This is a genomic window from Pseudoalteromonas sp. RB2-MNA-CIBAN-0110 (assembly GCF_040309305.1).
GTDB lineage: Bacteria > Pseudomonadota > Gammaproteobacteria > Enterobacterales > Alteromonadaceae > Pseudoalteromonas > Pseudoalteromonas arctica.
The window spans coordinates 59,102-72,011 of the sequence record NZ_JBEOOQ010000023.1; the positions used below are offsets into that span (position 1 = coordinate 59,102).

Genomic DNA, 12,910 nt, shown 5'->3' on the forward strand with positions numbered 1-12,910 from the left:
TCATTTTTTCTTTTTTAGAGTCACTAAAACAATTCGGTTTATAAGATACCAAATACACCCTACGCCAATAGCCGCAGTATAAGCATACCACTGAAGCGTTTTTTCTTGCGGTTGTAAAAAGTACAAACAGAAAAAACCACCTAAAAATAAGATAAGCGCCAAAAAGGAGTGATTTATAAACATCTGCTTTTTTTTAATTCGCTGTTCGCGCTGAAGTTGCAAAACTTGCTCGTCGTTTAGCTCTGCAATGTTGCTTTCGCAATGCGGACATTGCTTATGTTTATCTGAAATTGATTTTGCACATTTTGGGCAACGAATAATCGCCATACTTCTCTCCATACTACGCATAAAAAAAGCGCCTTTCGGCGCCTTTATTGTACTTGTTTTATTTCTCGTTGTCTTTTTTGAATTCAAACCAATAACTAATTTTGGGGCGATAATTTTCTAAGTTGCCCACTAAGTTTAATTACTCTGCGTCTTTTGACTGCTTCTCTAAGCGTTTTTCCCAGAACGTGGCGTTTTTAATGCCTAATTTAACTGGATCAAATATGATTTTTCCGCCTTTTTTCTTCTGGTCTTCATAATCGCTCAAACATAACAAAGCAGGCTTAGCTACGAAGAAAATAGCTAAAATACCTAGTATGTTGATCCAGGCCATTAAGCCAACGCCAATATCACCAATAGTCCATATATAACCTGAATTGTTTACCATGCCGTATGCAACCATAAACATAATCACAAACTTCACGATAACAAGCGGAATACTGCCTTTAAAATAACGATTTAAGTAAGCAATATTAGTCTCTGCAATAAAGTAATAAGCAAGTATTGTGGTAAAGGCAAAGAAGAACAATGCGATGCCAACAAATGCCTGCCCAAAGCTACCAAATACACTAAATAGAGCCATTTGAGTAAAGGCTGCTGAACCCACTTCAGTGGCTGCATCAACATTTTGAACAATAAATTGCCCTGCTGGTAACTCACCCACAATGTTATATTGCTGCGTTATTAAAATCATCAACGCTGTTGCTGTACACACAAAGATGGTATCAACGTAAACAGAGAAAGCTTGTACTAACCCCTGTTGAGCAGGGTGATCAACTTCTGCAGCGGCTGCTGCATGAGGCCCAGTACCTTGGCCTGCTTCGTTAGAATATATACCGCGTTTAACGCCCCAACCAATAGCAGCACCAAAACCGGCCTGCGCAGTAAACGCATCACTAATAATTAAATAAAATATATCACCCACTTTATCTAAATTTAAAAATACTACGATTAATGCCAATACTATGTAACCAAGCGCCATAAATGGCACTACTATTTGCGTAAAGTTCGCAATACGCTTTATTCCGCCGAAAATAATAAACGCCAAAACAATAAGGATAATTGCCAATGCGACCAATTTAAAGCTACCTACGTCACCAAAGCTAGTAGAAACCATATTGCCATCGCCAAACACTTGGGTAAACGCATTACCTACCGCATTTGCTTGTACGCCTGGCAGAAAAACACCACATGCAATAATTGCCGAAACAGCAAATAAAACAGCTAGCCATTTTTGCCCTAAACAACGGTCAAAATAATACGCTGGGCCGCCACGATATTGCCCGTTTTCTTCTGTTTTATAAATTTGGCCTAAAGTAGATTCTGCATATGCGGTACTTGCACCTAGAAAAGCAACAACCCACATCCAAAAAATAGCACCTGGTCCACCAAAACCGATAGCTGCTGCAACACCTGCAATATTACCTACGCCAACTCGTCCAGACAACGATACTGCAAGGGCTTGAAAAGATGAAATACCTTTATCAGACGTGTTAGGACTAAATAATAACTTACACATTTCTTTAAAATGTCTAACTTGAGCAAATCGAGTTAATACTGAATAAAACAAGCCTGCGCCTAGGCATAAATAGATGAGTGCATTACTCCAAACAACATCATTAACAGCGCTTACAAAAGCTTCCATGGATATCCTCTATAGTTATATTTATTATTTTTAATTACGAGACTCTGCTTTAGCTACTACGCAACATAAGTTTCACGAAATAAGGTTTTACCTCTCCCGTCCCGACTCATTATTTAATTAATCTTAACTTAAGTACCCCAACTTTGTTAACACTTAATTTTCAAAATATCTAATTACGTAGCTATTATAAGGCACTACATCAGCAGTATTTAAAGGAAAGTAGATTGATTTGTACCGATACGGTGATGATACGCGGCGAAGAAACGTTAAAAACGTTTTGGAGTGAAGTTGCTATATGATTATTATTTTTTGTAAAAGGGGTTTTACTAAAAGCAAAAAGGGCATCAAAACTATTGATACCCTTCAAATAAATGTTTTATCTTAAATTATCAACAACATTAACAATTGCCGCTAACGTATCTTGACCAAATTGATACGAACGACGGTCTGACCAGCCATAGTCTGGATCAGGTAAATCGTTGTTGTCTTTAAATGGCATTTCAATTGTGTACGTTAATGCTTTGAATTCTTCAGCAGTAGCTGATGAACCTACAGTAAGGTTAGCTTTGCCGGGCTCATCTTTTGGATAGCCATGCTCATCTTGAAACTCTGGAGTAATAGTTAAAAGCGCAGCTTTAAAGCTATCTTCAAGGCCTTTAAGACGAGCATCGTAACTTGGAATACCTTCGCTGCCTGCCACAAAGTTATACGGAATAGCTTCATCGCCGTGTATATCTAAGTGCATATCTAAGCCAGCTTCGCGCATTTTATTTAGTACTAGGTAAACCTCAGGGCTATTTTCCATGCTTGGTGTCTGCCATTCACGGTTTAAGTTAACGCCTTTAGCATTAGTACGGAGATGTCCGCGTGCGCTGCCATCTGGATTCATATTTGGCACAACGTAAAACACTGCTTTTGATAGAAGCGCAGCTGCATGTGGGTCTTCGTCATCAAGAAGTTTGTGCAGTAGACCTTCAACATACCACTGCGCCATTGTTTCACCTGGATGTTGACGTGCTGTGATCCAGATATTTTTCTTATCTTCACTTGGCTCACCAATTTTGAGCACACTCATATCGCGGCCATCAAGTGTTTCACCAAGCGTTATTAATTGGCAAGCGCCTTGGCTTTGTGCCCAAGATAATAAATCTAAATGGCGGTCGTAACTGTATGGCGCAAAGTAAGCAAAATACACGCTGCCGCACTCTGGTTCAATTTCAAAGCTTAATGTGCCATTTTCATAGCTTGATGGTACACGAAACCATGTTTGGCGGTCATATGATGCAACGGCTTGATACCCTTCCCAACCATCTGGGTAAGCTGATTTATCAAGCTCATTAATATTTAACTTATGCAATTGGTAAGGCGTTGTTTCAAGACGAAAGTGAAACCACTGATAAAATTCAGACTGGTGATCTTTATTAATTTCTAATTGAATATTTAAAGGATCGGTGGCTTCAATAACTTTGATATTACCACTGTCGAAATTGCTGCTGATTTTCATGAAAAAAACCTTTAGGTTGAATAAGTTTATCTGCTTATTAATTCACAGAACTGACATTATTTTGTAAATAGTAAAACGAATGTGCATTTTCTTAATTAAAGCCTATCACAAGGCATACGCTTTAAAAATAATACACGACCAAAAAAGCCAGCAACATGCTGGCTTTTAAGTCACTGCAAATAAATTAGCGAGGTAAGCTTGGGAATGACACTTCGGCCATATCGCGCATACAACGAACTACTTGGCAGCTGTAACCAAACTCATTGTCGTACCATACATATAAAACAATACGGTTATCTTCAACAATCGTTGCTTGTGAATCAACAACACCTGCGTAACGGCTACCTACTAAATCGGTAGAAACAATTTCCGTTGATGCTGTGTAATCAATTTGGTCACGTAAGTCTGAATGAAGTGCAGTATCGCGTAAAAATGCGTTTAGCTCTTCAACTGATGTGCTTGTTGCTAAGTTAAGGTTCAAAATAGCTAGCGACACATTAGGTGTAGGTACGCGGATTGCGTTACCTGTTAATTTGCCTTCAAGCTCTGGTAATGCTTTTGAAACCGCTTTTGCAGCCCCTGTCTCAGTAATTACCATGTTAAGTGCTGCGGCACGGCCACGGCGCTCTGCTTTGTGGTAGTTATCAATAAGGTTTTGATCGTTCGTGTACGAGTGTACAGTTTCAACATGGCCATTATTAATACCAAACTTATCGTTTAGTGCTTTAAGCGTTGGTGTAATTGCATTGGTTGTACAGCTTGCTGCACAAACAATTTTATCTTCAGGTAAAATATCTTTGTTATTAACACCATATACGATGTTTTTGATATTACCTTTTGCAGGCGCTGTTAATAATACTTTTGCAGCGCCCTTACACTCTAGATGTTGGCCAAGGCCCGCTTCGTCTTTCCAAATACCGGTGTTATCAACAATTAATGCATTGTCGATACCGTATTGGGTGTAATCAATTTCGCTAGGAGAGTTAGCGTAAATAACCTGAATGTAGCTACCGTTGGCTTTAATTGCGTTACGTTCTTTATCAATAGTGATTGAGCCATTGAATGGACCGTGAATTGAATCACGACGCAGTAAGCTTGCACGCTTTTCAAGATCACCCTCTTTACCGCCACGCACAACAATAGCGCGCAAACGTAAATCTGAATATGGACCTGATTTTTCAATTAATAAACGCGCTAGTAAACGACCAATACGACCAAAACCATACAATACAACATCGCGTGGTTCTTTCGCTGGTAAGTCAGCTATTTCTGCAAGTTCATCTTTTACAAATTCTTCTACTGAGCGGCCTTTTGCAGCTTCAGTGAACAAATAACTATATGCAAGCTTACCAATATCAATACGTGCAGAGTTTAATTCCATTTTGCTGATAGCTTCTAAAAATGGGAAGCTTTCACGCAAACGTAATTTAGTGCCTTCAAACTGAGCAACGGTTTTGTGAGATTTGATAATATCGATAGTACTGGCATTTACGAGAGGACGGCCATATACAGCGATTTCGATACCACGATTACGGTAAAGTTTACCAATGATTGGTTGCATGCTTTCTGCGTAATCTTGGCGCTCTTGCCAACTATTTGTGTATTCTAACTCGTGAGATGAGGTCATTTTATTTACCTAAGTTTATCATTTTGAACGGATAGCCTTTAAAAATGCACTATATTTTGAGAGTAATGCACTTCAGGCAGGGCTATTCTAATTTAATCTGAAGTTATTCTCTACTGTTAGGCGTTAAATGATTGCGTTAGAATAACAAGGTAGATATTCATTTGGGGTTAAGGGATGCTTAAAAAAGCAAGTGTACTATTGGGTTTGCTAACGTTGACAGGGTGTGAAGAGCCCTTGACACTCGCACAAGTGTGCAAAGAAACACCTGGCTTTTGTAGCGACTTAAACAAAGACAGTCACTGCAAGGATGAGCGTTCTGATGTAATTATCAAACGTTACATAGAATACAAAGACCCTACTGATGAAAATAAATACCAATTACTCAAAGACTTTGAATCCTATAACCAATGTATAACTGTGGCTGCCAAAATTGAACATATTAAGTTAAAAGCTAAAAAAACGTCACGTATTGACGGTCAATTAACGAGCATTAAAGAAATGACTCGGTTATACCAAGATACCCAGAATACGAACCATCCAGGTTTGCTCTACTACCAATGGTCACGAAATAATAACCAAAACGCACTGACTAAATTATTGGCGATAGAAAATGACAAAAGTGTAACGCAAAGTGCCGAAATGCAATTTTTTTTAGCATCGTACTATATTAAGTTCGACGATGAAAAAACCATTGATTTGCTTTATAAAACTTTAGAGCTCAATAAAAAAGACAACGTACCGAATCCTGAAGTGTATACATCACTTATTAGTCTTTTTTATAAACATGATAAATTTAAGCATGCATATATATTTTCTAAAGTAGCGCAAATGTCGGGGATTGAAAATATTGACGTGTTTGAAATTGAGCAGCAATTAATAACGAATGGTAAAAGCTTAGACAGCCTAGATGTACTTGCAGAGCAAACATTTCAGCAAATAATGGCAGGTGATTTTGTATCTCCTCGAGAGTTTTAATTTATAACCGCAAAAATAACCTAATACCAATCTGCTTATATATGGGGTCTATTGAACGTTAAGGAAATTACGCTAGAACTAGGCAAAAATTTTGTATCTAGTTGTTCTAAATAAAACATTTTTAACGACGTTATAGTGCAATTTAATTCGTTAAATTGATCAAAGATTTATGCAGGTTGGTATAATTTAATAACTAGGTTATTCAGGCAAATAAAAAGGCAGCTTACGCTGCCTTTTTTTATTTTGCTTTGCTTGTGCCCACTTCTACGCGGGTTTTAAGCTTTTGACCTGGTCGAAAAGTCACCACGCGACGTGCCGAAATAGGAATATCTTCGCCTGTTTTCGGGTTGCGGCCTGGTCTTTCTTTTTTGTCTCGAAGATCAAAGTTACCAAATCCAGAGAGCTTAACCTGCTCGCCTTTTTCTAGCGCTGAGCGGATTTCTTCAAAAAACGCTTCAACTAAATCTTTGGCATCTTTTTTATTGATCCCGAGCTTTTCAAATAGGTGTTCAGCTATGTCGGCTTTAGTAAGCGCCATATCTAGTCCCTCAACGATGCATTAAACTGTTCGGCCAATTCGGCCACCACGTTATCAACTACTAGATTGATATCTTTCTCTTCGAGTGTTCTATCAACCGCTTGCAGTGTTAGAGCAATCGCCAAACTCTTATAATTTGGCTCAATACCTTTGCCCTTATACACATCGAATAAGTTTAGGTCAACCAATTGATTTCCGCCAACTTTTTCGATCACGCTTAAAATGTCGCCGGATTTAACGCTGTCTGCCACTAAAATCGCGATGTCGCGGCGATTTGAAGGGAATTTAGACACCCCTTCTGCTTGCGGTAAATTTCTTTTTTCTATTGCTGACATTTCAATTTCAAAAACAAAAGTTGCGTTGTTGATATCTAACGACTTTTGAGCTTGAGGATGTAAAGCACCAAAAAAACCAACCTTTTTGCCATCAACATATATTACAGCTGATTGACCAGGGTGAAGTCCATCTGACTGCTCGGCTTTAATTTCAAAGCGAGTAACGTCATTAGTAATTGCAAGTAAGGCTTCAACATCACCCTTTAAATCGTAAAAATCAACGTTACGTTTTTCTTCAACCCAATGTTCACCATTTACAAGACCCGTAATAACGCCGCCAATAACCGGTACTTGGTAAACACTATTTTCTGCACTTTCGTCGCTTATAAATTTAAGACCATGTTCGAATAAACGAATACGAGGCTGTTGGCGATTTTGGTTATACGCTACAGACGCTAATAAACCCGGCATTAAACTTACACGCATTGCAGACATTTCAATTGAAATAGGGTGCGGTAATACCATTGCTTTACACTCTGGGTGTAAAATAGCTTGTGCTTTAGGGTCTACGAAGCTGTATGTAATTGCTTCTTGGTAACCACGAGTCACTAACGTATTGCGGAACTTGCTAAGCGCAATAGTTGCTTCGTTATGTGTCGTCATTTTAAGTTTTGCAGTTGGTGCAACATTTGGAATGCTGTTGTAACCATAAACACGTGCTACTTCTTCAATTAAATCTTCTTCGATGCGAATATCAAAACGGTAGCTTGGTACGTCCGCACTCCAGCTTTCATTTTCTACTTTAACATCAAGACCTAAACGCGTAAGAATATCTGTTACTTTAGCATCTTCAATATGATGACCAATAACACGGTCTAAACGTGCACGACGAAGACGTACTTCAGTCACTTTTGGTAGTTTGTCAGCCGCAACAGCTTCAACTACAGGACCTGCTTGACCACCTACAATCTCAAGAAGAAGTGCTGTTGCACGTTCCATTGCATCATGTTGTAGAGCAAAATCAACACCGCGTTCATAACGGTGTGAAGCATCAGTGTGTAAACCGTAGCTACGTGCTTGCCCTGCAATTGCTACAGGATTAAAAAATGCGCTTTCAAGTAATATATCAGATGTTTTATCTGTAACACCTGATTGCTCACCACCAAAAATACCTGCAATTGCAAGTGCTTTGTTATGATCGGCTATCACAAGTGTTGTGTCGTTTAATTTAGCGGTGTTACCGTCTAATAAAACAAGTTCTTCACCTGCGTTTGCACTACGTACTTTAATACCACCTTCAATCGCATTTAAATCAAACGCGTGCATTGGGTGACCAAGTTCAAGTAATACATAGTTAGTAACATCAACTACTGGGTCGATTGAACGTACGCCACTGCGACGTAGCTTTTCAACCATCCAAAGCGGTGTTTCTGCATCAAGGTTAATGCCCTTTATCACACGACCAAGGTAACGAGGACATGCATCTTCATTAACTAGCTCAATTGATACTTTGTCATCAATTGTTGGAGTAACAGCTGGAATATCTAATACGTTTACGTCAATACTATTTAAAACGCCTACTTCGCGTGCTAGACCTTTTATACCTAAGCAGTCACCACGGTTTGGTGTTAAATCAACATCTATAATATTATCATCAAGACCTAGGTAATCACGTAAATCAGTGCCTACTGGTGCATCGCTTGGCAATTCCATAATGCCGTCGCCTTCTTCGCTAATACCTAGCTCAACAAAAGCACATAGCATTCCGTTTGAAGGTTGGCCGCGTAGTTTGGCTTTTTTAATTTTAAAGTCACCAGGCAGTACAGCGCCCACAGTTGCAACAGCAACTTTAATACCTAAACGACAATTTGGTGCACCACACACGATATCAAGTAGCTCATCGCCACCTACGTTAATTTTGGTAACACGCAGTTTATCTGCATCAGGGTGTTGTCCACATTCAACAACTTCACCTACAACTACGCCATTAAATTTGGCAGCAGCAGGCTCAACGCCATCAACTTCTAGACCAGCCATTGAAAGCTGTTCCGAAAGAGCTTGCGTATCAATAGCAGGATTAACCCACTCTCTTAACCACTTTTCACTAAATTTCATTTTATTGTTTCACTCTTAACGGAACTGGTTCAGGAATTTTAAGTCATTTTCGAAAAATGCACGCAAATCGTTTACGCCATAGCGCAACATAGTTAAACGCTCTACACCCATACCAAAAGCAAAGCCGGTGTATTTTTCTGGGTCAATGCCCACAGACTTAAGTACATTTGGATGTACCATGCCGCAGCCTAGTACTTCTAACCACTTACCGTCTTTACCCATAACATCTACTTCAGCCGAAGGTTCTGTAAACGGGAAGAATGAAGGACGGAAACGAATTTCCATATCTTCTTCAAAAAAGTTACGTAAAAAATCATGCAAAATACCTTTTAGCTCAGTAAAGCTAACATCGGTATCAACCATTAAACCTTCAACCTGATGGAACATAGGTGTATGTGTTTGGTCGTAATCGTTACGGTATACGCGTCCAGGTGAAATAATGCGCAGTGGTGGCTGCTCAGTTTCCATAGTACGAATTTGCACGCCACTTGTTTGTGTACGTAGTACTAATTTAGGGTTGAAATAAAAGGTATCATGATCAGCACGTGCTGGATGGTGCTCTGGAATATTTAGCGCATCAAAGTTATGAAAATCGTCTTCGATTTCTGGACCAGATTTAACTTCAAAACCTAACTCACCAAAAAAGCTTTCTATGCGCTCAATAGTGCGCGTAACTGGGTGTAAACCGCCAGTAGGCATAACACGCCCTGGTAGAGTTACATCTATAGTTTCAGCAGCTAGTTTTTCTTCAAGTGCTTTACTTGCTAGCAACTCACGCTTTTCGTTGATAGCAGCTTGTACATCTTGTTTAGCTTGGTTTATAACTTGGCCTGCTTCTTTACGTTCTTCAGGTGCTATTTTACCTAACGTTTTAAGTAAGCTAGTGATTTCGCCTTTTTTACCAAGATAATTAACCCTGATATCTTCTAACTGCGCTATTTCACTGGCACTGGCTACCGCCTCAAGTGCTTGCGCTAATATGTTTTCTAAGTTCATTCGATACCTGACCTTTCACAGAAGGTGATTGCTTAAGAGCGTGTTGGCCTTTCAAGATTGCTTTACAACAGTGTGGTTGGTTATTAAATAAGGTTAAGCATTGGACTGTAGTTTCCTACATAAGTCATGCAATAACGCTAAATAAAGACCAAACACATGCAGTTTGAAGTGTTTATCTCGGAGGCTACTTTCTTTGTTGTTCGGGTTTCGCATATAAATACTACGCTAAAGTCCTCACGACGCGATTAAAGCACTCTTAAGTTAAACAAATTCCAATCAGGAAAGGTAAACACGCTCTGATAATAGCTTATGATAACTGAAAGAAGGGTCTAGATTCTAGACCTACTACAGCTTTAACGTTGATTTTATAAAAGGAATAGTTAATTTTCGCTGTGCTGCCATAGATGCATGATCTAATTTGTCGAGTACATCTAATAAAGCACGCATATCACGGCTTAAACGGGTTAGTAAAAAGCGTGCACACTCATCACTTAATTCAAGGCCGCGCATATGAGCGCGCTTAACAAGTGCTTGTGCTTTATCGTCGTCACTCATAGAACGAATTTGAAAGGTTGTTCCCCACGTTAAGCGAGACTCTAAGTCAGGCAGCGAGATATTAAGCATGCTAGGAAGTAAATCGGCAGTTACTACTAACATTTTTCCGGGTTCGTTAAACCGGTTAAAAAAGTTGAATAGTGCTTTTTCCCATGCATCATTGCCTGCAACTAAATGCACGTCATCAATACATAGAACATCAAGTGCTTCTAAACCGTCTAATACCATAGGTCCAAAGTCAATTACTTCGCGCATAGACAGCAGCATATTAGATAGGCCACGCTCTTGTGCTTTAATGCAAGTTGCATACAAAAGGTGAGACTTACCCGAATCACCTAACCCACATAAATAAGTATACTGAAACTTTTTAGCTAACTTCGAAAAGCTATCTTTTAAATGGTTAACCTCTAACGAATCTTCCCCACCAAAGTACGATGCAAATGTTTCGTCATCCGGCAAGGTAACCGGTAATGCCATTTGCATCGGCTCAGAAGTTAGCATTATGGCGTTATCCATTGATACTCTAAGCTATTTTTATCAACAACATGATAAAAAGCGCGTGGATCCTCATAATCTTTAAATGAGGAGTCTAACCCTAACCCTTTTTTAAGATCGCTTAGGTTACCAGTGTGGTTTAGTTTAAATTCTACAAATTCTGGTGTTTTACGAACAATTTTAACTTGCGTAACAACGCTTAAGTTCAATAATCTTTGCTTTGCTAATTCAACATCAACAAAACTTTGCGTGCCTTTTAATGTTAGCGTGGCCGCGGCTTGTTCATAATAAGCATTTGGATCAATAGCGTACTCGCTTGCAAGGCCTCGAGCTAAGGTATCAATCATTTGACTCACTATTTGCTGCTTATCGCCCGTTAATCTATTTGAATCAAATTGATCATCATTAGTAAAACGCCAATCTAAAATCCAATTTTCGCTATCTGCTTCTTTATACATTCTTGCTGTAATACTTCGCTCAGCACTGTATCGTCTAGAGGCCTCTTCTACTGGTTCTGAAAAGTTACCCCATACCTCAGGAATACCTACTAAACGTCTATCTTGTAAATCAAGTAATGGCACAACGACAGGTAAACCACGACGCCCAGCTTTGTCATAAATTAACTGCTCTAATTGCGGGTAACTTTCTTGTGTTACTAATTCTCTGCGCCAATTGTCTTCAATACCTAACCATATTGCGACTAATGGGCGTTGTACTCCCCATAAAGGTAAGTTTAACTCTTTGATTAACGCATTGATCTTTCGAGCTTCAAATTTAACAACAAGTTTCAATTGTCCATTTGCTCTCTCGTCATATTCAAACTTAAGCATATAATCAGAAATATCTTTAGTGCGTTGCTGTGCTAATTTATTTTGATCCGCGGTTTCATCACCGCTTACTTTCACTAAAACATTGAGCAAAGCTTTACGACTCGCAGCTAATCGAGTGTCTCGTGTTTTGTCATCCACTTTTAAAATATCTTGATATAGATCAGTTACTTCAACTGCCGACGCAGAAAAACAAAATAAAATGGATATGGCGCTAATTAATAATCTATACACAGGCTGTTAGTTCTTGGTTTTAAACTGATCTGATCCTAAATCAAAGACAGTAACAAAGCAAAATTAAATTTGTTATCTAAGGAAATGAAAGTAATTAGCTTTTATAGAAAGTAAAAAAGATTAAATATGAATAAGATAGTTGAGTGAGTTGTACGCTATTCACCTACATTTAACTTTACTACACTTTTCAAAACGCGAACCTCTCGGGTTTAGTTAGATCATGAAGGTATTTAATGTAAGTACTTGATGATGTTATGGTTAAGATTATTCGTTATTGGCTCGCATTTAATCTTTCTTCAGGCGTAAAAAATCGTTAGATACGGGCTCTCTACAATTTGAAGTCGGTGGGCTACGCAGTAGGATGTCGTAGTGCCCACAGCGGTGGAGAGTCATAGTGAAAATGCTGAGCGGAGATTTTTCATGATTTTAGCGTCGGGAATCGCTACGCTCGCCCGCCCTACGTGCTAGGTGTTGATGTGAGTGTGTATTTATTGCGCGCATTTCACTTTTCTACAGACGTAAAAAAGCCCGAATCGTTAGATTCGGGCTTTCTACAATGTGAAGCTTGGAAATGTCGTGGTGCCCACAGCGGTGGAGAGCCACAGTGAAATGCTACACTATTATCGGTCGAAGCTTTAGTTTCACTACTGAGTTCGGCATGGGCTCTTGGCTATTTACTAAATCCCAGACAGCAAAAAACCCGTCACATTGCTGTAACGGGTCTCTACAATTTGAAGCCTGGTAATGTCCTACTTTCACATAGCAAATGCTACACTATCATCGGCGCTGTTTCGTTTCAC

At 39.1% G+C, this 12,910-nt stretch carries 10 protein-coding genes; 1 reads left to right on the forward strand and 9 read right to left on the reverse strand.

Going from position 1 to position 12,910, the window contains the following annotated elements:
* The 4 genes from AAEY68_RS12515 to AAEY68_RS12530 all read right to left on the reverse strand — a co-directional run bounded on the left by AAEY68_RS12515 (window position 1) and on the right by AAEY68_RS12530 (window position 5,100).
* On the reverse strand, window positions 1–327 hold the full coding sequence (locus AAEY68_RS12515) for a hypothetical protein (RefSeq protein WP_007580349.1): 327 nt from the start codon (window positions 325–327) through the stop codon (window positions 1–3).
* 139 nt (window positions 328–466) lie between these two features.
* The gene (locus tag AAEY68_RS12520) at window positions 467–1,969 is read right to left on the reverse strand and encodes an alanine/glycine:cation symporter family protein (protein WP_169060053.1); all 1,503 of its coding nucleotides are present in this window, start codon (window positions 1,967–1,969) and stop codon (window positions 467–469) included.
* A 376-nt stretch (window positions 1,970–2,345) separates the two neighbouring features.
* Window positions 2,346–3,473 carry a M14 family metallopeptidase gene (locus AAEY68_RS12525; protein ID WP_024590544.1) on the reverse strand — a complete coding sequence of 376 codons (1,128 nt, stop codon included), beginning with the start codon at window positions 3,471–3,473 and terminating at the stop codon, window positions 2,346–2,348.
* Window positions 3,474–3,657: 184 nt separating this feature from the next.
* Entirely contained in the window at window positions 3,658–5,100 is a 1,443-nt protein-coding gene (locus AAEY68_RS12530) for a glyceraldehyde-3-phosphate dehydrogenase (protein ID WP_010554014.1), read from the reverse strand.
* 174 nt (window positions 5,101–5,274) lie between these two features.
* Between AAEY68_RS12530 and AAEY68_RS12535 the strand changes: the two genes are divergently transcribed.
* Window positions 5,275–6,075: a DUF2989 domain-containing protein gene (locus AAEY68_RS12535; protein ID WP_024593069.1), complete on the forward strand. Its 801-nt coding sequence runs from the start codon at window positions 5,275–5,277 to the stop codon at window positions 6,073–6,075.
* Window positions 6,076–6,313: 238 nt separating this feature from the next.
* Here AAEY68_RS12535 and ihfA read toward each other — a convergent pair whose 3' ends face one another.
* The 5 genes from ihfA to AAEY68_RS12560 all read right to left on the reverse strand — a co-directional run bounded on the left by ihfA (window position 6,314) and on the right by AAEY68_RS12560 (window position 12,110).
* A complete protein-coding gene (gene ihfA, locus AAEY68_RS12540; protein ID WP_002960690.1) occupies window positions 6,314–6,613 on the reverse strand; it encodes an integration host factor subunit alpha in 300 nt (99 codons plus the stop codon).
* Window positions 6,614–6,615: 2 nt separating this feature from the next.
* Window positions 6,616–9,003, reverse strand: a complete 2,388-nt coding sequence (pheT, locus tag AAEY68_RS12545) for a phenylalanine--tRNA ligase subunit beta (RefSeq protein WP_350586028.1) — start codon at window positions 9,001–9,003, stop codon at window positions 6,616–6,618.
* A gap of 15 nt (window positions 9,004–9,018) precedes the next feature.
* Window positions 9,019–9,999, reverse strand: a complete 981-nt coding sequence (gene pheS / locus AAEY68_RS12550; protein WP_002960692.1) for a phenylalanine--tRNA ligase subunit alpha — start codon at window positions 9,997–9,999, stop codon at window positions 9,019–9,021.
* Between the two features lie 345 nt (window positions 10,000–10,344).
* Window positions 10,345–11,055: a DnaA regulatory inactivator Hda gene (hda, locus tag AAEY68_RS12555; RefSeq protein WP_007580342.1), complete on the reverse strand. Its 711-nt coding sequence runs from the start codon at window positions 11,053–11,055 to the stop codon at window positions 10,345–10,347.
* On the reverse strand, window positions 11,055–12,110 hold the full coding sequence (locus tag AAEY68_RS12560) for a DUF2066 domain-containing protein (RefSeq protein ID WP_010554011.1): 1,056 nt from the start codon (window positions 12,108–12,110) through the stop codon (window positions 11,055–11,057). Before AAEY68_RS12560 ends, hda begins: the two co-directional genes overlap by 1 nt.
* Window positions 12,111–12,910: the final 800 nt, after the last annotated feature.

Coding starts and splice junctions, on each gene's coding strand:
- AAEY68_RS12515 (WP_007580349.1), bottom strand. CDS start 327: ATGGCGATTATTCGTTGCCCAAAATGTGCAAAATCAATTTCAGATAAA.
- AAEY68_RS12520 (WP_169060053.1), bottom strand. CDS start 1,969: ATGGAAGCTTTTGTAAGCGCTGTTAATGATGTTGTTTGGAGTAATGCA.
- AAEY68_RS12525 (WP_024590544.1), bottom strand. CDS start 3,473: ATGAAAATCAGCAGCAATTTCGACAGTGGTAATATCAAAGTTATTGAA.
- AAEY68_RS12530 (WP_010554014.1), bottom strand. CDS start 5,100: ATGACCTCATCTCACGAGTTAGAATACACAAATAGTTGGCAAGAGCGC.
- AAEY68_RS12535 (WP_024593069.1), top strand. CDS start 5,275: ATGCTTAAAAAAGCAAGTGTACTATTGGGTTTGCTAACGTTGACAGGG.
- ihfA (WP_002960690.1), bottom strand. CDS start 6,613: ATGGCGCTTACTAAAGCCGACATAGCTGAACACCTATTTGAAAAGCTC.
- pheT (WP_350586028.1), bottom strand. CDS start 9,003: ATGAAATTTAGTGAAAAGTGGTTAAGAGAGTGGGTTAATCCTGCTATT.
- pheS (WP_002960692.1), bottom strand. CDS start 9,999: ATGAACTTAGAAAACATATTAGCGCAAGCACTTGAGGCGGTAGCCAGT.
- hda (WP_007580342.1), bottom strand. CDS start 11,055: ATGCTAACTTCTGAGCCGATGCAAATGGCATTACCGGTTACCTTGCCG.